Source organism: Soonwooa buanensis (assembly GCF_900167905.1).
In the GTDB taxonomy this organism is placed as follows: domain Bacteria; phylum Bacteroidota; class Bacteroidia; order Flavobacteriales; family Weeksellaceae; genus Soonwooa; species Soonwooa buanensis.
This window is the reverse complement of sequence record NZ_FUYZ01000003.1, coordinates 116,186-136,458: the sequence shown is the minus strand read 5'-3', so window position 1 is coordinate 136,458 and position 20,273 is coordinate 116,186. Positions and strand designations below refer to the sequence as shown.

The window sequence follows — 20,273 nt, the reverse complement described above, 5'->3', positions numbered from 1 at the left end:
GAAAACCATATGTCTTCTTCGTTAATAATTCAGTGAAGCCTTTGGAGGTTGTCCAAAGGCATTATTATAATGTTAATATTCGTCTTCGTTCCACAAGAAGTCTTCGTCAGACGGGTAGTCAGACCATACTTCTTCGATGCTTTCGTAGACTTCACCTTCGTCTTCGATGGCTTGTAAGTTTTCTACAACTTCCATTGGCGCACCAGTTCTGATGGCATAGTCGATAAGTTCTGCCTTAGTCATTGGCCAAGGTGCGTCGCTCAGATATGAAGCTAATTCTAAAGTCCAGTACATAATTTAATTTTTTGCAAAAGTAAAAAAATAGGTTATATAATATAAATTTTATTCTCAATTTTCAAATAAATTTAAAAACTTTTTAAATTTATTTTTAAGTTTAATTTAATAAAAAGCTTGCGAAGTGCTGTATTTAACATTGTTTCGCGAGACTTGCTAAGCTTTTCTCAAAAACCATTCCACAAATTTTTTTATGCCATTTTGGAAGTTGGTCGTTGGTTTATAGTCAATTATTGTCATAGCTTTTGTAATATCAGCGTTCGTTTTTGTCACATCGCCAGGTTGCATTGGCAGTTTTTTGAGATGTGCTTTTTGTGACATTTCTGTTTCTATGGTTGACAACATTTCGTTGAGGTTGATGACTTCGCTTTCGCCAAGATTCAAGATTTCGTAGACGTTATCATTCTTTTCAAGATAATTAATCGATTTCAGGATGCCATCAATAATATCATCAATAAAGGTATAATCTCTTGCCGTGCTGCCATCACCATAGAAAGGAAGTTCTTTTTCTTCAGAAATTAATTTCGTAAATTTATGAATTGCCAAGTCTGGACGCTGTTTCGGACCATAAACCGTGAAGAAACGCAACTGTATCATATCTATATTATAAAGATGATGATAAACGTGTCCCATTATTTCACCACATTTTTTAGTTGCTGCGTAAGGCGAAATCGGTCTGTCAACATTGTCAGTTTCAGAAAACGGAATTTTCTCATTATTGCCATAAACACTTGAAGAAGATGCACAAACAAATTTTTTAATATTGTGTTTTTTGCAAAGTTCCCAAAGATTCATCGTGCCACGGATGTTGACAGATTCGTAGTCCAAAGGTCTTTCGATAGAAGGTCTAACACCTGCCAAAGCCGCCAAGTGAATCACTAAATCAATTTTGTGTTTGTCAAAGATTCTTTCTAAACCGTCGAGATCACGAATGTCTTGATAGTAAAGCTGATACTTATCGCTTTTAGTCAAACTTTCAAGCTTTGCAATGTCTTCTTCTTTTGTTTTAAAACTAAAATCAGGAGAAAGTCCAATACTGTCTAAAGTGTTTTCAATTTTGATTTTATAATCGTAAAAATCATCAAAATTATCGATGTTAATGACAGAATGTCCATTTTTGAGAAGATGTTCGACAAGGTGAGAGCCGATAAAGCCCGAACCACCTGTAACCAGATATTGCATACTTGTGTTTTCTTGATTCGCAAATGTAATAAAATAAAGAGATTTTTGACAAAAAGCTTTTGTAACAAGTTGCAGTTTTTCGCACATATTTTAATAATGATACAATAGAAAAGACTAATTTTATAGTCTTAAATTTTTGAGATGATATTTTCTGGACAAATTCTAAAGATGAGTTCGCAATTGGCAGAACCTATTCAATATTTTTTAAATCTAAATGATGATTTGATTTCGATGAATCAAATTTTCGGGAAAGAACTTCGCATCAAACATATTGGTTATCAATGTGTGAATTGTGGTAGTGATGAAAAAATCTACAGAATGGGATTTTGCAAAAAATGCTTTTTCGAAAGTCCATATGCGAGCGATACTATCATTCGTCCAGAGTTGTCAACGGCACATCTTGGTATTGCAGAGCGCGATTTAGAGGTTGAAAAATCTATCCAGTTAGTTCCTCATGTTGTGTATCTTTCGTACACGGGCGACGTTAAAGTAGGTGTGACGCGCGAGACGCAAGTGCCAACACGTTGGATCGACCAAGGTGCAACATTCGCTTTACCAATTGCGAGAACCGAAAATCGTTATGAAGCGGGAATGATCGAGGTCGAACTAAAACAACATATTGCGGACAAAACCAACTATAAAAAAATGTTGATGTCGGAATTTGAGTCTGATTTGGATTTAAAAGAATTTCGTGATAAAATTTCGGAGTATTTTCCGAAGGATTTCAAGCAATTTGCAAGCGATGAAGAAGATATTGTAAAACTAGATTATCCATACACAGCGCCAGGAAAAGTCAATGTTTTCACTTTGGATAAGCAACCAGAATTCACTGGAATACTTAAAGGTATTAAAGGACAATATCTACAATTCGAAGGTGACTATTTCATCAATGTTCGTGGACATGAAGGTTACGTGATAGAGCTTGAGATAAAGTAAAAAAGGCGCTCAATAATCTGAGCGCCTTTTTTTATTTTGATAGTTTAAACTGTGAATCTTCATCAAACGGAATTGCCTTTAGAAAATCGTCGAATTCTGGTCCGTCATAATTACTTTCGGCACCATAAGCTTCGATAAGGTAAGCGATTTCACCATCTTTATCTTTCATAACATACAAAGCAGCGCTGTCTGAAGGATTGCTTTCTCCTTCGAATCTGTAAGCACGAATAATTAATAATTCGTCAGGTTTTTGGTAAATTTTCCCTGCACCTTGCAATTCAAAAACTTTATCATCGTTCATGCGGACTTCTTTGTTAATGCCGTTTTGGGCAAGTTGTGTCATAAGTTCGCTCAGTGTTGTCATTGGATAGTCGAATGTCATAATATTGTGATTTTGTAAAGTCTAGCAAATATTATGCAATAAAAAACCTCGCTTCAGAAAAATCTTAAAGCATTAAAATCATTCAAGGTTTATAAAACAAAATAATAATAATGTGATAAAAGTTAGTATGAAGATTTGAGTTGTTTCAAAATTCATCCATTTTAAAAATCAAACCTTAGGACTATAGACTAATCGAGTATATTTTTGCATTACTAATTTAATCCAAAAATAATATGAAGAAGATCTATAAACTTAGTTTAGCTTTGGCAACTCTTACAATAACGAATTTAAGTTTTGCTCAAACAGAATTCAGAACCTTTTCGCAATTGGCTTCTGGTATAGTATCGATTAACAACAATGGTAATGCTGTTACCAATACGAGAACGTATAACTACGCTAATAACAGCTTTACACCAAAGGAAACGACTACAGTTAATTACAATAGCATCAACAACAAAGGTGATATTGCTGGTGCTATCTACATGGAAAATTCTACAACTCTGAAGCAGCCAGGTGTAAAATTAGCTTCTACTAACAGATGGGACAGAATCCCGTGGTTTAGTACTTCCAACCCTGCTAACTCAACTTTCGAAACTTACAAAATATCACCTTCTGGACAATACGTTGTGGGAAACATGTCGGAAGCATCAACTATTTTTGGGGCATTTCTTTATGATACAACAACGCAAGAATTTACTCCGATAATTCTTGATGCTAACTCGCCATATCGCTACATTCGTATTATGGGCGTTAATGACAATGGAATAATGAGTGGATGGGTTGATTATAAAGAAAATAATTCTACAGGTGTTAGAACGCCTATCTATATGGATAAAGCTGACATGGTTATCCATGAAATAAGCATCAATGGAAGCCAAAACATTAATAATATCGCCTACGCAATTAACAATAATAATATAATTGCTGGATACAAAGAGGGATTTGCTTTCACTTATAACATTAACACTAAGGAAGAAGTTATGACGGCACTTCCAGATGGTTTAATAATGTCCTTCTTTTTAGGTGTTGCAGAAAATGGTACCGCAGTCGGTTACGGCGTTGTAAGTCCAGGAACTTATGATGCTATCATCTACAGACCAGGATGGGAAAAACCAAAGCGAATAAAAGATGTACTTGCTGCTCATAACATTCAAGTTACAGAAAGTTTGATGGGAACAGCTAGTTCTATTTCTGATGATGGAAAATACATTGGAGGATTTTACAATGGTGGCGCTACTGCAAAAGGCTGGACAGTACAATTAGATGAAAACACCTTACCAACCAACGACATAAAAACAACTGAATTACAATTATTCCCGAACCCAACAAGTGAATTTTTCTCTATAAAAGGTTTAAAATCAAAAATCGATGCCGTAGAAATATATAGTATTGATGGGCGTTTGGTTCAAAATTTTAACACTTCTTTAGAAAAATACGATATTTCTAATCTACCAGCAGGAGCTTATTTAATTAAAATTAGTAGCAACCACAAAACAACTGTAAATCAGTTAATTAAAAAATAAAGAATAACATAAACTTATTGTTTGGCCTCGAATCTATCGAGGCTTTTTTATTTATCATAATATTAAAAAATCTTAAAAACAAGATTTTTTATCTTCAAAACTAAACAAAGGAATCGTTTTTGCGTTCAAATTAACACGCAAACAAATAAAAAATCTACCCGAGAATTTAAAGTCGATATAAAGACTGCAAAAAAGAGAGATTATGAAGAGATATTATGGCCCTTTGCTTGGTTTTTATACCGTATTTTTATTGTATATGATGTTTTATGGATGTGGACGCTTACCGGGGCCAATTGGCTACCTACAATTACATCCTTTCCGAACGATAAATATGTTTTTTTCGTCTAACGTTGCTGCCCAACATTTTGCAGTAAATATCATAGGAAACATTGTGGTTTTCATGCCATTTGGGTGGTTAGGTCTACTATCACAAAAATATTTTTCGTTTCCAAAACTTCTAATTGGTTTTCCTATTGCTATTGCAATAATCGAATTAACACAATACTGGTCACATCGAGGAACAGCCGACATTGATGATCTTTTCCTGAATACTGTTGGGATGATTCTTGGTTACTTATTTTACAGCTTGGTAAAATATTTTTACGAAGATTGGATGTTCGAAAGAGAATCTACGATGGAATACGCTTAGTTCTTAGACATTGTGCGTGATAAAACACCCAATTTGTAAAAATCTAAAATACGTAGGTGAGCATTTCCCATATTTAATCGTGTTTTTAAAAATGGTTCTAAAAGATAAAAGCTTAGATTAAAAACTCCTTGTAATCTATAATCTCGGAGCTTTTTATAAGCTTTTGTTACTTTAAGATCAGAAACTTTATCTTTCGTTTTGACATCTTTTAAAATTAAAGCTAGACTTTCTGCAGCTTCTGCAGCTTTTCCTGTAAAAACCTGATTAGTTTCGATGTCATTATTAAAAATAGGATTATCGATATGTTGAATTTTGACACCAGCGGCTTTTAATTCCATTGCAAAAAGCAAATCTTCGTAACCATAATTTTTTAGTTTTTCATCAAATCTAAAATCTTGAAAAACTGATTTTTTAATAACAAAATTATTGGTTTGGAATCCTAGATAGGGCTTCTGACGTCGTTTTTTTAAACTTAAATTTTCTCTTTTTTGGGCGTAATTCCAACGAAGTTGATATTTTTTTTCAGGAATATGAGAATCTACCACTCGCCCACCGTAAATAACATCAGAATGATTTACATTTATATCATCAAGATAATCACTGATAAAATTTGGGGAAATTATTTTACCATCGCAATCTAAGAACAGAAGATAATCGCCTTTCGCCAAATCTAAAAACGAATTTCTAATGGCAGATCGTCCAATATTTTGTTTTAAAATCTCAAAAGTATCAACCTTAACTTTTGAATTTATCTTTTGAAACTCAATATCGGAAGCATCGTCCAAAAGTAAAATTTCTGCATCAAGATTTTTGGTTTCAATCTCATTTTTAAGTGACGAAACTAAAGCATTAACATCAAAATTATAGATCGGTATACAAATCGAAAGCTTCATATTTTATCTAGAATCTGTTGAACATGAAGCTCTTCCAAACAAGCGTAATCACCTCGATAACATTCTTTATCTCCAAAAACAGAGCATGGTCGACAGGTCAAATCTTTTACCTGAACAACATCATCTAGAGATTGTCCGTAACCTAAAAAACCAGCATAAGGATGCGTTGCCCCCCAAATAGAAACACAGCGCGTGCCCATAAGACTCGCCAAATGCATATTGGCAGAATCCATACAAATCATTAGTTTCAGCCTAGCAATGACGTCCAATTCTTCTTTTAAAGATAACTTACCCGCAAGACTTTGCGTGTTCGGGATTTCTGTTTCCCAGCGTAGAAGAATTTCGGATTCCTCTTTTCCTCCTCCAAAAAAATACACTTTATCTTGTTTTGCAAGATGCTTGACAAGTTCGTAAGATTTTTCAATTGGCAACATTTTCCCTTTGTGTTGAGCAAAAGGCGCAAATCCAATGCCTTGTCTTTCCGTCACGCGACTGCGCAATTCCTGCGAAAGAATCAGTTGATAACCCATACTTCTGAGAATATCAGCGTAGCGCTCAACGGTTCTTTTAAGTTGGGATTTATCAAGATTCCAAACATCGGTTAGATGTTCCTTTTCTTCTTTTCCTTTATTGATTCTAAAAACGTTATAACCATGACGTTTTGCGATTGAATCAATTAATTTAGTCCTAATAACATCATGAAAATCTGCGACGTAATCGGGCTTGTAAAGATTTAAAATTTCGCGTCCCAACCTGCGAATCCCGATAAGTCCTTTATATTGGTCAAAATCAACCCCATGAAATTTAAGATTCGGGACATCATCAAATAAATCTGCAAAGTTTTTACGGCTAACGAAAATAACTTCCACATCTTTATTCTGCTCTAGAAATTCTCTAAAAACAGGAACAGTCATCGCCACATCACCGAATGCCGAGAATCGATATGCTAGGATTCTTTTCACTTTTTGAGTTGATAAGCGACTGCGTAAAATTTAATTTGTTTGGTCATCGCCATCAAGCCATTAGCTCTAGATGGTGACAAAAATTCTTGAAGACCGATTTCAGAAATAAAATCAAAGTCAGAATCCATTATTTCTTGTGTTGAATGTCCGCTGTAGATACTCACTAACATCGACATAATTCCTTTGGGAAGAATCCCGTCAGAATCTGCATCGAAGAATAGTTTTCCATCTTCAAAACGTGCATCAATCCACACTTTTGACTGACAACCTTTGATAAGGTTTTCATCAGTTTTTTTATCATCAGAAATTGGTTTCAAAGATTTTCCAAGGTCGATAATATACTCATACTTATCTTCCCAGTCGCCCAAAAAAGCGAACTCATCCACCAATTCTTGTTGTTTTTCTTTAATAGTCATATTCAAAAAAATTATTTGATAGACTGCGCAATATTAACAATCACTTTAACAGCAGCTTCCATATTTTCTATCGGAACAAATTCGTAAGGTCCATGGAAGTAATGCCCACCTGCAAAAATGTTAGGACAAGGCAATCCCATGTACGACAATTGTGCACCATCTGTACCACCACGAATAGCTTTTATTTTAGGTTCAACACCAGCATCTTTCATCGCTTGTTCTGCAATATCGATGATGTGCATTTTGCCCTCGAATTGCTTTTTCATGTTAAGGTACTGAGGCTTAATTTCTAAAACCGCTGTATTCGCACCGTATTTAGCATTAATAGCTTCCACTTTTTCAGCCATTAATTGTTTACGCGCTTCAAATTTAGCATCATCATGATCACGAATAATATATTGCAATTTAGCTTCTGCAACGTCACCAGTAAAATCTGTTAAATGGAAAAAACCATCAAAACCTTTAGTTGTTGCCGGCGTTTCGTTAGCTGGAAGTGATTGAATAAATTCCGAAGCCACCAAACCTGCATTAAGCATTTTTCCGAAAGAATAACCTGGATGTACAGAAACACCTGTGAATTTAATAACAGCTCCCGCAGCGTTAAAGTTCTCGTACTCCAACTCGCCAATTTCACCACCGTCCATTGTATAAGCCCATTCTGCCCCAAATTTTTCTACATTAAATTTGTGAGCGCCACGACCAATCTCTTCATCTGGATTAAATCCTACCGAAATGCGACCATGTTTAACTTCTGGATGTGCGATAAGATATTCAGCAGCAGTAACAATTTCTGCAATACCAGCTTTATCATCAGCACTTAATAAAGTCGTACCGTCTGTTGTAATAATTGTTTGACCAATATATTTTTTAAGATCTGTAAACTTATCTGGTGATAAAACAAAACCTGTTTCTTTATTTAATAACAAATCTTTTCCGTCATAGTTTTCCCAAATTTGAGGTTTAACGTCAACGCCATTAAAGTCAGGTGTACTGTCGTAATGCGCGATGAAACCAACTTGTGGAACTGTCACGTCAATATTTGAAGGAATAAATCCGAAAACATAACCATGCTCATCCATGCTTACGTCCTCCAAACCTAGCTCTTGCAACTCATTGAAAAGATATTTCGCCATGTCCCATTGTTGTGGTGTTGACGGCGTCGTATCGCTTTCTGGATCACTTGTTGAAAATATTTTAACGTATGTAATAAATCGATCGACCAATTTTTTGCGCCAATCTGATGTAAAATCTATTGCTATCATCCTTTTTGGGTATATTAAAGCAAAGTTATATATTTATGCATGGAATGGCAAATGCAAACAGGCTTTTCTAAATAGAGATTTTCTATAGAATTTCTAATTTAAAAAGTCAAAAAACGCATTGCCATCTAAGAATTTGGTTGATTAAAAATCCTTATTGTGAAAAAACTGTTTTTAACAGAATGTCCAAGAGACGCTATGCAAGGCTGGGGCGAGTTTATCCCTACCGAAAAAAAAATAAATTACATTAATTCTTTAATGGAAGTTGGCTTCGACGTGTTAGATTGTGCCAGCTTTGTTAATCCTCGTACGATGCCGCAAATGGCAGATTCTGGGACGATGGTTGACGAAATTGACAAATCGCTTTCAAATACAAAACTTTCGGTTATTGTTGCTAATCTTCGTGGTGCGGAAAAAGCATTAGAACACGATAAAGTTGATATTCTGGGATTTCCGTTTTCTATCTCGGAGACCTTCCAACATCGTAATACCAATAAAAGTCGAGAAGATGCTTTCGAAGAGATTCTTCAAATTTTTGAATTGACTAAGAAAGAAGGTCGCCAACTTAATCTATATTTTTCGATGGCTTTTGGAAATCCGTATGGTGAAAACTGGTCTTGGGAAGATGTTGATTTTTGGGCAAAACGTTTTGATGAAGTTGGGATTAAAGAGATTCTTTTGTCTGATACCACAGGTGTTGGCGATGTTGACAGAATAAGTTTATTATTTAACAAAATCCCATCAAAATATCCAAATATTAACTTTGGAGCGCATCTACATAATCGTTATGAAGATTCTTATAAGAAACTAAAAGCCGCTTACGACCAAGGTTGTACTCGATTTGATAGTGCTATTAAAGGCATTGGCGGTTGCCCAATGGCGAAAGATGATTTGGTAGGAAACATGCCTACAGAACAGGTTTTCAACTTTATGGCAGTAGAAAAAATCGACATTCATCAAAACATGTTGAATTTCGAAAGTGCTTACAATAAAGCAAAAGATATATTTCATTTTTAATAAATCTGAAAAATATCAGACACTATTGTTATTTAATTTGTAGATATTTTATTAAATTTATATAGAATAAAAATCGAAAACTATGACTTCAAAAACTACTTATTTAGGTGACAATGCTATGGAATCTTTACACAACGATTCTGGCAATATGATGCATATTGCAATCCCACAAGATGCTTTTAATAAAAGAGAAAACTTCTCGCCTACTGATCTATTTGCAACGTCTTTAGCACAAAGTATTTTTGCTGCAATTAGCGTTTTAGGAAAAGATAGAAACATCGATATTTCGGGAGCAACTTGCGAATTGAAAAAGACAATGTACTTCCAACCAAGAAGAATTGGAGAAATCTTCTGTGTATTCAAATTTCCACACGCTTATACAGCGGACGAAAAGAAATTTATAGAAGATACGGCGCATAATTCCCCAGTATATCTGAGCCTAAACCCAGATATTAAAGTGATTATGTTGTTTGAATTTAAAGATTAATTACAACATTCCGAGCTCGAAGCGTGCTTCTTCGCTCATCATATCCTTTGTCCATGTAGGTTCGAAAGTAAGGTTAATTTTGGCAGAATTAACGCCTTCTACAGACTTAACTTTCTCTTCAACTTCCATGGGCAAAGATTCTGCAACAGGACAATTGGGCGACGTTAATGTCATTACCACAACAACATCTCCATCATCCGAAATCTGCACATCATACACCAATCCTAACTCATAAATATCAACCGGAATTTCGGGATCGAAAATAGTTTTTAATTCTCTGATGATATTATCGCCAATGTCTGCAATTTGCTCGTCTGTATATTTCATTTTAGTCTAAACGTTTAACAATATCTTCCTGACGCATACGTCTAAAAATATTGCACAAAGTTAAGACATCTTTTTCACAATATTTAACTATTCTTAATAAGTCTTTGTCTTGGTAATAAACTTGAGCAACTTGAGAACCATCGATATCGTCTTTTGGTGTAGGAACCTTGAAAATATGCGCTAACAATTCTAAAGAAACATAAGACTTCCAATCGCCGAATTTCCACAACTCCATCGTGTCAAGATGCGGAATTTCCCAAGGTTTTTTACCAAACATTTGGAAAACATTAGGCGGATTAATTCCGTTTATTAAAAGACGTCGTGCAATGTATGGAAAGTCAAATTCCTTCCCGTTATGAGCACAAAGAATTACGTCACGTAATCTTGGGCTATTGAAAATTTCACAAAATTCTAAAAGTAAAGCCTTTTCATCATCACCATAGAAAGATTTAATTTTAAGTTGATCATGACCGTCAATCATCCCAATTGAAATACAAATTATCTTCCCAAATTCTGCCATAATACCAGCTCTTTCTTCAAAAAAAACATCAGCACTAATATCTTCTTTCCGCTGAGATTTGGTTTTCTTATCCCAAAGATATTGCGTTTGCTCATCTAGTTGTGACCAAGCTTCAGATTGAGGAACTGTCTCAATATCAAGAAACATAATTTTTTCAATCGGTATATTTTTAATCATGATTGTGAATTTAATTCTAATTTAAATAAAAAAAGAAACCCGACAAAATAGCCGGGTTTCAAATTCTAAATAACAATATCTCTTAGAAAGGATATTCGTAAATCTCTGATTCGTGGAAGAATGGGTTACCAGTTGGCATTAGTTTTAATTTAGTTAATGCAGTAAATACTACGAAAACAAATAAACCTACAACTGCCGCAAACGATCCAACTGTTAATAATAATGTCGGAAGGTTATTCCAATAAGGACCAACTGTTCCTGGCATTACCATGTTGAAATAGTCTAACCAGTGACCGAAAATTACAATAACTGCCATCGTAGTAACTACTTTATAGTTACGTTTGATGCTACTACTTACTAAGATTAACAAAGGAAGTAGGAAGTTAACGATCAACATTGGTAAGAATGTTGGTGCGTAATATTCGAATCTACCAAAGAAGTAATTAACCTCTTCAGGTACGTTCGCATACCAATAAAGCATGAATTGACAGAACCATAAGTACGTCCAAAGCATACTTGTTGCGAATAAAAACTTACCTAAATCGTGTAAGTGGTTATCGTTAAATTGAGGATAGAATCCTTTTTTCTTTAAATAAACTGCTACCAAGATAATTGATGCTACAGCAGTTGATAAACAACTCACCATAGAATACCAAATATACAATGTAGAATACCAGTGCGGGTCAATTGACATTAACCAATCCCAAGCCCATGCTGCTGAAGCAAAACCGAAGAATGCGATATAACCAACACTCCAGTTATATAGGCTAGCATATACTTTTCTGTCGCCATTGGTATCGTCAACTTTCTTAGAAACTTGCTTAAGCTTCCAAGCGAAGAAACTAGCACCAATAACATAGATAAATGTTCTAACAACATAGAAAGGTACATTCAAGAATTTACTTTTTTCGTAAATAATTACGTCAAAGTTAGGGTCTTTAGGATCTGTAAGAGATGGATCCATCCAGTGGAACAAATGTCCCATGTGGAAAGCATTTAATAATACAATGATTAAAAGAATTGCTCCTCCATAAGGAATGAAAGAAGCAACAGCTTCCATAACTCTTGTTACAATAATTGACCAACCTGCGTGTGCAGCATGCTGAATACTATAGAAGAATAAAGCAGCACAACTAACACCAAATAAAAACACTGCAGCAACGTGTAAAGCAGCCAAAGGTTGGTTACCAACTTGCATTTTTGCATGTTCTAAATGTGCAGCGTGATCTTGAGGACCTACCAACTCGCTAGAGTGTGATGGGTTATCGTGACCTCCTGAATGAACAGCTTCCATCCAGTGGGTAATAGTAGTATCGTCAATTCCTTTATTCAAAGCAAAACCTGCAGCAAATAACACTAATCCTACAACAATCAGTATAATGGAATATAATCTTAACTTAGGTGAAAAACTATACATTTCTTACTTCTATTTTTTAGTGTTAGTATTATTCTCTTCAGTAGCTGGTTTGTCATCAGCTTTCGGAGCAGCATCCGTTGCAGGAGCTGCCGCTGGTACTGCACCAGCTTTAAAAGCGTTCATAACATACATTGCTACTCTCCAACGGTCACCAGGATTAAGCTGTCCTGCATAAGATCCCATCGCATTTCTACCATGTGATAGAACATAATGTACAGATCCTACAGTAATTTCTCTATCTTTATAGTTTGGTACACCAGAGTAAGCGCCACTTTGTACAATTGGTCCTTGACCATCACCACCTGTACCATGACAAGCAGCACAAGTATGATCAAATAAAATTTTACCTCTTTCTAAATCTTTTTCAAGATTTTTTGGGTTAAGTGGAGATGCTGTCAAAGTCTTAGACTTATCATAAGCAGCATTGTATTCGTCAACGTTTTTAGGATTTCCCTCTTCGTCGATAACGCCATCTTTGTTTTGAGAAACTGTACCATCTACTGGAGATAATCCTGTTGCTCCTGCATTAGCAGCAAACAATGGAATTTCGTTTTCATGTTTAGAATAAGCATCTTCAGCTTTCATCAAAGGATCGTAAGCTACTGGAAAATACATATCTGGGAAATAAACCAATGGTGGATTCTCTTTACTACAAGAAGTTAAAAGAACACTTGCAAAGCCTAAAACAGCTGTAATTTTAATAATATTCTTGTTCATCTTAAGCATCTTTAACAGTTATTTCTTCAACACCAGTATCTACAAGAATCTGTTTGATAGTTTCAACATCATCAGATACAAACTCCATAAGGAATTTATCATCCGTAGTTCTTGGATCTGGATTCTGAGGTTTTGCCCCTGGATACATTTTATTTCTAACTAAGTAAGTTAATGACATTAAGTGCGCTGCACAGAATACCATTAATTCGAACATAGGTACCACAAAAGCTGGCATGTTATGTCCCCAATCGAATGATGGTTTACCACCAATATTTTGAGGCCAATCGTGTATCATCGTGTAATATGTTACCAAAGCTCCAATTGAAACACCATAAACACCATAGAAGAAAGCAGCATCCGAAATTCTAGTTTTCTTAAGACCCAAAGCTTTGTCTAGTCCGTGTACAGGAAAAGGTGTGTAAACTTCGTTAATCTTGATACCTTTATCGTTGAAGGCTTTAACGCCGTGCATTAAATCATCGTCGTCGCCGTAAAGTCCGTAAATAATTTTAGTGGTGCTCATCTCCTTCTTTTGCTTTATAAGTTTCACCTGAAATTTTCAAAATACTCTTCAATTCAGCCTGTGCAATTACAGGGAATGTTCTAGCATATAATAAGAACAATACTGAGAAGAATCCTATTGTACCAAGGTATACACCCACGTCAATAATTGTTGGCATAAACATCGTCCAAGATGATGGTAAGTAGTCTCTTGACAAGTTGATAACAATAATGTCAAAACGCTCAAACCACATACCGATGTTAATGATTAATGCAATGATAAATGTTGCAAAAATGTTAGTTCTAACTTTCTTGAACCAGAATGCTGCAGGAACTACCAAGTTACAGATAATCAATGCCCAGAATGCCCACCAGTAAGGACCAGTTGCAGCACCAGGAGATAGATATACGAAATCTTCGAATCTTGATCCTGAATACCAAGCGATAAAATATTCACAAGCGTAAGCTACAGTTACCATACCACCAGTCAAGATGATTACGATGTTCATAATCTCAATGTGGTACATTGTAATATAGTCTTCTAAGTGACAAACTTTTCTTGCTACTAACAATAACGTCTGTACCATCGCAAATCCTGAGAAGATCGCCCCAGCAACGAAGTACGGAGGATAGATTGTCGAGTGCCAACCTTTGATAACCGAAGTTGCGAAGTCAAATGATACCGTCGTGTGTACCGAGAATACAAGCGGCGTTGCTAAACCTGCAAGAACCAAAGAAAGTTCTTCGAATCTTTGCCAGTGTTTTGCTTTACCACCCCATCCGAAAGCAAGAATAGTATACATCTTCTTGTTGAATGGTGTTTTAGCTCTATCTCTAATCATTGCAAAGTCAGGAATAAGTCCCATGAACCAGAATACTACTGATACCGAGAAATATGTTGAGATTGCAAATACGTCCCAAAGTAGAGGCGAGTTAAAGTTAGTCCAAAGAGATCCGAATTGGTTTGGTAAAGGGAAAACCCAATAACCTACCCAAACACGACCCATGTGGATAACTGGGAAAATCGCTGCCTGACATACCGCGAAAATTGTCATCGCTTCAGCAGAACGGTTAACCGACATTCTCCATCTTTGTCTAAATAATAATAGTACGGCAGAGATTAGTGTACCGGCGTGACCAATACCAACCCACCATACGAAGTTGGTAATATCCCAACCCCAGTTAATAGTTCTATTCAATCCCCATGCACCAATACCAGTCCCAATTGTATACGCGATACAACCGAATCCGTAGATGAAAAGTACTAATGCTGCGTATAGTGATGCCCACCATAATTTACCTGCACGTTCCTCGATAGGTCTTGCGATATCTTCTGTAATATCGTGATAAGTCTTATGACCAATAATTAAAGGTTCCCTTATCGGAGCTTCGTAATGTCCTGACATTTTTTACCTATTTATTATTTAAACGTTGTTTTCTTTTCTATTTCTAATTTTTGCATGGTAGAATACGTTTGGTTTAGTACCAATCTCTTCAAGCAAAGTATATTTTCTCTTGTCGCCGAATAATGCTCTAACCTCAGAGTTAACATCGTTCATATCACCGAACTTCATTGCTCCTGTAGAACAAGCTTTAGAACAAGCTGTTTGGAATTCTCCGTCAACAACTCTTCTGCCTTCTTTTTTAGCTTCAAGAATAACATTCTGTGTCATTTGGATACACATAGAACATTTTTCCATAACCCCTCTTGTTCTTACAACAACGTCTGGGTTAAGAACCATTCTACCTAAATCATTATTTTGATTAAAATCAAATTTATCATTAAGGTTATATGTAAACCAGTTGAAACGTCTTACTTTATAAGGACAGTTGTTAGCACAATATCTAGTACCAATACATCTGTTGTAAGCCATTTGGTTTTGACCTTGCTTACCGTGTGACGTTGCCGCAACTGGACAAACAGTTTCACAAGGTGCATGGTTACAATGTTGACACATTACCGGTTGGAAGATCACGTCTGGATTTTCGCTAGGCTCGATCAACATGCTATACATTCCTGGTACATCTAGTCCACCATCAACAGCTTCTTGTTGAGATAATTTACCATCTTGTTTAACAGTATCGAATTCTTTAGGAAGTTTCGAAGTATAGTAACGGTCAATTCTTAACCAATACATATCACGAGACATTCTAACTTCTTCTTTACCAACAACTGGTACGTTGTTTTCTGCTTGACAAGCAATAACACATGCACCACAACCAGTACAAGAGTTAAGGTCTACAGAAAGGTTAAAGTGTGGTCCATCAGTATCATCGAAAGAATCCCAAAGGTCAATTTTACCAATTGGTAAAGCACCTCCGATTGTATGCATTTCTAATGGTTTGTTCCATTCGTTAACATCACCTAAGAATTCTGTAATTGTAGCTTCTTTAGCGATTTCGTAACGTCCCATTAAGGTATTTTGAAGCTGCATTCCTGCAAACTCATGCTCGTCGCCTGTAATCTTAATGCTTACATTAGAAAGAACCGTGTTAGATCCATCGAATAGAGGATAAGCATTAACACCCGTTTCTGCTACTTTACCAGAATCTTTTTTACCATAACCTAAAGCTAAACCTAAAGATCCTTCAGCTTGACCTGGCTGGATGAACACTGGTACGTTTTTAAGTTCTTTACCATTAACTGTTAAGTCAACAACAGAACCGTCTAGCTGCATTCTTCCGTTAAGTTCGTTTTCAATTTTTAAACGCTCAGCATCTTTTGGAGAAATCGTTAAGTAGTTATCCCAAGATAATCTCGTAATTGGATCTGGTAACTCTTGCAACCATGGGTTGTTAGCTTGTGTACCATCACCGATAGCCGTGTTAAGGTATAATTGAAGTTCTAAATCTGAAGCTTTGAAAGCATTTAATTCAGAAATAGCTTGTGCAGCATTACCACCAGCGTAAGACAAAGAAGATCCTACAGCAGCAGCAGTAAAGCCGTTATATAAAGCTTTGTTAAATGAAGTTCCACCTAGAAGTGAAGCTGCACTTGCTTTAAGATAAGTATAAAAATCATTAGCTGGGCTTCCTTTTCCGTTGATCCAAACCAATAGAGATTCTTCAATCTGTCTTGACTTGTAGATCTTTTGGATTGTTGGTTGCATTAATGAGTAAGAACCAGTTTCAGGAGCGATATCACCCCAAGATTCTAACCAATGTGCAACAGGAATAATAGCTTTTGAAGCTTTGAAAACTTCATTCTTCTTGTCAACTACAGCTACAGTGCAAGTTACTTTTGACATTGCAGTTTTGAAAGCTTCCCCGTTAGCGCTTGTAGAAATTGGGTTAACGTTGTTTGTAATTAATACACCAACTTGATTTGCGTTCATCGAAGCTACTAACTCATTGAATTTAGCACCATCAAAATCTTTAAGCATGTTAGCTTTACCTGTGAAAGCAACAGAACCTAATTTTTGGTTGATTAAATGTGCTAAAACATAAGCTGCTTTAGAACCATCAGCAAATACAACTGCTTTTGATCCTTTAGCTTGAAGTTCTTTAACGATTTCTTGTGCAACTTTATCATTAGTTCCACCGTTAAGACCGTTATATACTTCAACCAAAGTTTTGTTAACAGCACTTGGTTTTAATCTAATTCTTGAATCCGCATTAGCTCCAGTTAAAGACATGTTAGACTCAACCTGGATGTGTCTTAACATGTTTGCTCCTGGCTTGCGAGCTTCAGCATAAGAAGTTTCTAAACTTCCTGCGTTGTAATCTGCTAAGAAATCTGCACGGAAAGAAACTACTAATTCTGATTTTGATAAATCATAAACTGGTAAAGCTCTTTGTCCGAACACTTCTACAGCAGCATCCAAAGCAGCTGCGTGAGGATAAGCCTCATAAGTTACTAATTCCGCAGATGGATATTTTGCTTTAAACTCTCCAAACAACTTTTTGAAAGTTGGACTTGGCAAAGTGTGTGATAATAAAACGATTTTTTTACCAGCCGCTTGCGCATCATTAAGACCTTTGATAACGTAGTCATCTACTTTATCGAAAGACTCATCAGCACCATTTAGTTTAGGTTGCTTTAGTTTGTCATTATCGTATAAAGACAAAACGCTCGCTTGTGCTCTTGCATTTGTTTTACCTAAACTTCCAGCAGTTGGGTTTGGTTCAATCTTGATAGGACGACCTTCTCTAGTTTTTACTAAAACGCTAGCGAAATCGAATCCATCAAAATATGACGATGCATAATAATTAGGAATACCAGGAATGATGTCATGCGGCTTAACCACATAAGGAATCGTCTTAATAACTGGTGCTTCGCAAGCTGCAAGTGTTACCGCAGCAGTCGAGAAACCTAAAAGCTTTAGGAAGTCTCTTCTGGAAGTCCCAGAATTATTCATTTTTTCCGCATCTCCTAAGAATTCATCTACTGGAATTTCATTCTGAAACTCCTTTTGAGCCAACTTCGCGTTAAGCGATTGGTCTTTTAGTTCGTGAATACTTCTGAATTGTATTTTATTTGAAGCCATTGATACTTCTAATTTTTGTTATTAATAATGACATTTACCACACTCTAGACCACCGATAGCATCTACAGTAATTTTAGCACCTTCGCCGTATTGTTTTTTCAACTTGTCGTGAAGATTCTTGAAATACTCTTGGTTGTAACCGTTAGTCATGTCAACTTCTGTTGTTCTGTGACATTCTATACACCATCCCATTGTAAAGTCGTTAGCCATTTGTACTACATTCATAGTATCAACTTTACCGTGACAAGCTTTACAAACTACATCAATTTGATTGTTAGGATTTTTCTTGTTGAATGACGAGATAATCGCTTTCTCACCAGCTACAACGTGTTGTGAGTGGTTGAAGTAAACGAAATCTGGCATATTGTGGATTCTTGTCCATTCGATTGGAGAAGTTTTTCCTGTATATTGTTGTTTAGCAGGATCCCAACCAGCAGCAGCATAAATCTTTTGGATTTCTCCATCGTAGAATGCTTTATCTTTTCCTGGCTCCATGTATTTACCGTTGTATTCAGAAATAGATCTGTGACAGTTCATACATACATTAACTGAAGGGATTTCTGAAACCTTACCATACTTAGCACCAGAGTGACAAAGCTGACAGTCGATTTTATTTTCTCCAGCGTGGATCTTGTGAGAGAAATGGATAGGTTGCTCCGGCTTATAACCTTTGTAAACCCCAATCCACATTAATGAATTCCAAACACCATACAATGCTAACACCGCAAGAATAGCGATAACACCTTTACCTACGAAACTGTATTTCTTATAAAGTTCTGAGAAACTATTAACTCTCGTAGAATTAAGATCTGTTAACTCAGGCGTTTGTTGTAATTTAACTAATTGTCTGATTTTCACTAATAACCAAAGTAATAAACCTGCAATAACAACAAAAGCTGCTAAAATTGCTTGAGAATTAAGTTGACTATCTTTTGATTGTTGAACGTTAGCAGAAGCATCTGTTGCAGTTGCAGCAGCATCAGCTTTAGGTTCTTCTTTTGGCGGATCTGTCGTATAAGCTAAGATATTATCAATATCTTCTTCTGACAAATTCGGGAATTGCAACATTTCAACTTTGTTGAATTCCTCGTAGATCTGGTTAGCATACTTATCGCCAGATGCTCTAAGTGCCTTGTTATCCTTAATCCACTTGTGTAACCAGTCTGGTCCCAGACCTTGCTCCTTCTTTACCTTATCAACAATACCGCCCAAAGCAGGTCCAATCATCTGCTTGTCCAAAGCGTGGCAAGCGGTACAATTGGCCTTGAAAAGATCTTGGCCTTTCTTTGGATCTCCTTGTGCATGAATAGAAGCGCTAGTCGATAACAACAAGCCTATTGCTATCAAACTCTTTTTATAATGCTTTCTCCAACTAATCATTTAATTAATCTTGGGTTAGTAAAATATATTGATTATACATTCAATCAGGCAAAAATAAGACTTTAACATAAATTTATGAGAATCTTATATCTGCTTTTTCTCACTTGTCAATAATTTATAATACTTCTAAATAAGAAAGTTTGGCATTTTTTTTATTTATCTTAAATTTGCTAAAAATAAAATAAATGAAAATCCTTTCGAAAGCACTACTTATTTTCATCTTTGTAATTTCATATAAGGCTACTGCTCAACTCGTTGTTAAAACAGACACCATTTCTGGAACGCCTGTTAGCATGACTATGGATTCAAGAATTGACAATCTTATTAGCAAACAAGAAGAATCTTGTGCACGTCCAAAAGGTGGATCATACTCTTCCGATTCCGAAACGATAAAGCAACCTACAAAAATTTTGGTACCAAGTAGAGAGTTAACTCAAGCCGAGATTTGCCGACAAAATCCAAAAATTATGGGTTACAAAATCCAAGTGGCGGTTGTTAAAAGCAATGAAGAAGCTCGCACAATTGGCGCTGATTTTAGAAAAAATTTCCCTTCTTTAAAAGTTGAAATTGATGCTTCTCTTCGTCCAAATTATAAAATATTAGCTGGAAGTTATTTTAATAAACAAAGTGCATCTAGCGATTTAAAACGTGTTAAAGCTACTTACGGATCCGCAACAGCTGTCCAATACAGAATCTTCTGCGTAGAAGCAAAATAAAAAATAACTTAATACAAAATAAAAGTCCGAA

At 35.8% G+C, this 20,273-nt stretch carries 21 protein-coding genes; 6 read left to right on the top strand and 15 right to left on the bottom strand.

Annotated features, from left to right (window positions below; genetic code table 11):
• Positions 1-72: 72 nt before the first annotated feature.
• Together B5X62_RS05955 and B5X62_RS05950 are read right to left on the bottom strand one after the other, a co-directional pair.
• Complete coding sequence (locus B5X62_RS05955; protein ID WP_079666493.1) at positions 73-294, bottom strand: DUF2795 domain-containing protein; 222 nt, start codon at positions 292-294, stop codon at positions 73-75.
• Between the two features lie 156 nt (positions 295-450).
• A complete protein-coding gene (locus B5X62_RS05950) occupies positions 451-1,476 on the bottom strand; it encodes a GDP-mannose 4,6-dehydratase (RefSeq protein ID WP_079666717.1) in 1,026 nt (341 codons plus the stop codon).
• A gap of 141 nt (positions 1,477-1,617) precedes the next feature.
• Between B5X62_RS05950 and B5X62_RS05945 the strand changes: the two genes are divergently transcribed.
• On the top strand, positions 1,618-2,412 hold the full coding sequence (locus tag B5X62_RS05945; protein ID WP_079666492.1) for a DUF2797 domain-containing protein: 795 nt from the start codon (positions 1,618-1,620) through the stop codon (positions 2,410-2,412).
• A 31-nt stretch (positions 2,413-2,443) separates the two neighbouring features.
• On the opposite strand, the gene B5X62_RS05940 is transcribed toward B5X62_RS05945, so the two are convergent.
• Positions 2,444-2,794 (bottom strand): hypothetical protein, encoded by a 351-nt coding sequence (locus B5X62_RS05940; RefSeq protein WP_079666491.1) that lies wholly within the window; start codon positions 2,792-2,794, stop codon positions 2,444-2,446.
• 233 nt (positions 2,795-3,027) lie between these two features.
• Between B5X62_RS05940 and B5X62_RS05935 the strand changes: the two genes are divergently transcribed.
• Complete coding sequence (locus B5X62_RS05935; RefSeq protein ID WP_079666490.1) at positions 3,028-4,317, top strand: T9SS type A sorting domain-containing protein; 1,290 nt, start codon at positions 3,028-3,030, stop codon at positions 4,315-4,317.
• A gap of 202 nt (positions 4,318-4,519) precedes the next feature.
• A complete protein-coding gene (locus B5X62_RS05930) occupies positions 4,520-4,966 on the top strand; it encodes a VanZ family protein (protein WP_079666489.1) in 447 nt (148 codons plus the stop codon).
• Here B5X62_RS05930 and B5X62_RS05925 read toward each other — a convergent pair.
• From B5X62_RS05925 to pepT, 4 genes are read right to left on the bottom strand one after another with little or no spacing between them, the layout of a single operon-like run.
• A complete protein-coding gene (locus tag B5X62_RS05925; RefSeq protein ID WP_079666488.1) occupies positions 4,963-5,859 on the bottom strand; it encodes a glycosyltransferase family 2 protein in 897 nt (298 codons plus the stop codon). The two genes, B5X62_RS05930 and B5X62_RS05925, sit on opposite strands and share 4 nt — an antisense overlap.
• Positions 5,856-6,821 carry a glycosyltransferase family 9 protein gene (locus B5X62_RS05920; RefSeq protein WP_245797160.1) on the bottom strand — a complete coding sequence of 322 codons (966 nt, stop codon included), beginning with the start codon at positions 6,819-6,821 and terminating at the stop codon, positions 5,856-5,858. Before B5X62_RS05920 ends, B5X62_RS05925 begins: the two co-directional genes overlap by 4 nt.
• The gene (locus tag B5X62_RS05915) at positions 6,818-7,237 is read right to left on the bottom strand and encodes a SufE family protein (RefSeq protein ID WP_079666487.1); all 420 of its coding nucleotides are present in this window, start codon (positions 7,235-7,237) and stop codon (positions 6,818-6,820) included. Before B5X62_RS05915 ends, B5X62_RS05920 begins: the two co-directional genes overlap by 4 nt.
• Positions 7,238-7,248: 11 nt before the next feature.
• Positions 7,249-8,499 (bottom strand): peptidase T, encoded by a 1,251-nt coding sequence (pepT, locus tag B5X62_RS05910; protein WP_079666486.1) that lies wholly within the window; start codon positions 8,497-8,499, stop codon positions 7,249-7,251.
• Positions 8,500-8,664: 165 nt separating this feature from the next.
• On the opposite strand from pepT, the gene B5X62_RS05905 reads away from it, so the two are divergent.
• Together B5X62_RS05905 and B5X62_RS05900 are read left to right on the top strand one after the other, a co-directional pair.
• A complete protein-coding gene (locus B5X62_RS05905) occupies positions 8,665-9,513 on the top strand; it encodes a beta/alpha barrel domain-containing protein (RefSeq protein ID WP_079666715.1) in 849 nt (282 codons plus the stop codon).
• Positions 9,514-9,595: 82 nt separating this feature from the next.
• The gene (locus B5X62_RS05900) at positions 9,596-10,000 is read left to right on the top strand and encodes an OsmC family protein (RefSeq protein WP_079666485.1); all 405 of its coding nucleotides are present in this window, start codon (positions 9,596-9,598) and stop codon (positions 9,998-10,000) included.
• On the opposite strand, the gene B5X62_RS05895 is transcribed toward B5X62_RS05900, so the two are convergent.
• The 8 genes from B5X62_RS05895 to B5X62_RS05860 all read right to left on the bottom strand — a co-directional run bounded on the left by B5X62_RS05895 (position 10,001) and on the right by B5X62_RS05860 (position 19,526).
• Positions 10,001-10,327, bottom strand: a complete 327-nt coding sequence (locus B5X62_RS05895; protein WP_079666484.1) for an SUF system Fe-S cluster assembly protein — start codon at positions 10,325-10,327, stop codon at positions 10,001-10,003.
• A gap of 1 nt (position 10,328) precedes the next feature.
• The gene (locus tag B5X62_RS05890; protein WP_079666483.1) at positions 10,329-11,024 is read right to left on the bottom strand and encodes a 3'-5' exonuclease; all 696 of its coding nucleotides are present in this window, start codon (positions 11,022-11,024) and stop codon (positions 10,329-10,331) included.
• A gap of 82 nt (positions 11,025-11,106) precedes the next feature.
• Positions 11,107-12,441 carry a quinol:cytochrome C oxidoreductase gene (locus tag B5X62_RS05885; RefSeq protein ID WP_079666482.1) on the bottom strand — a complete coding sequence of 445 codons (1,335 nt, stop codon included), beginning with the start codon at positions 12,439-12,441 and terminating at the stop codon, positions 11,107-11,109.
• A 9-nt stretch (positions 12,442-12,450) separates the two neighbouring features.
• Complete coding sequence (locus B5X62_RS05880; RefSeq protein ID WP_079666481.1) at positions 12,451-13,167, bottom strand: c-type cytochrome; 717 nt, start codon at positions 13,165-13,167, stop codon at positions 12,451-12,453.
• Positions 13,160-13,681, bottom strand: a complete 522-nt coding sequence (locus B5X62_RS05875; protein WP_079666480.1) for a DUF3341 domain-containing protein — start codon at positions 13,679-13,681, stop codon at positions 13,160-13,162. The genes B5X62_RS05880 and B5X62_RS05875 overlap by 8 nt, the downstream gene beginning before the upstream one ends.
• Positions 13,668-15,065 (bottom strand): NrfD/PsrC family molybdoenzyme membrane anchor subunit, encoded by a 1,398-nt coding sequence (nrfD, locus tag B5X62_RS05870; protein WP_079666479.1) that lies wholly within the window; start codon positions 15,063-15,065, stop codon positions 13,668-13,670. Before nrfD ends, B5X62_RS05875 begins: the two co-directional genes overlap by 14 nt.
• A gap of 18 nt (positions 15,066-15,083) precedes the next feature.
• Positions 15,084-18,146, bottom strand: coding sequence for a TAT-variant-translocated molybdopterin oxidoreductase (locus tag B5X62_RS05865; protein ID WP_079666478.1), 3,063 nt, complete (start codon positions 18,144-18,146; stop codon positions 15,084-15,086).
• A gap of 21 nt (positions 18,147-18,167) precedes the next feature.
• A complete protein-coding gene (locus B5X62_RS05860; protein WP_079666477.1) occupies positions 18,168-19,526 on the bottom strand; it encodes a c-type cytochrome in 1,359 nt (452 codons plus the stop codon).
• Between the two features lie 185 nt (positions 19,527-19,711).
• On the opposite strand from B5X62_RS05860, the gene B5X62_RS05855 reads away from it, so the two are divergent.
• On the top strand, positions 19,712-20,242 hold the full coding sequence (locus tag B5X62_RS05855) for an SPOR domain-containing protein (protein ID WP_079666476.1): 531 nt from the start codon (positions 19,712-19,714) through the stop codon (positions 20,240-20,242).
• Positions 20,243-20,273 lie beyond the last annotated feature (31 nt).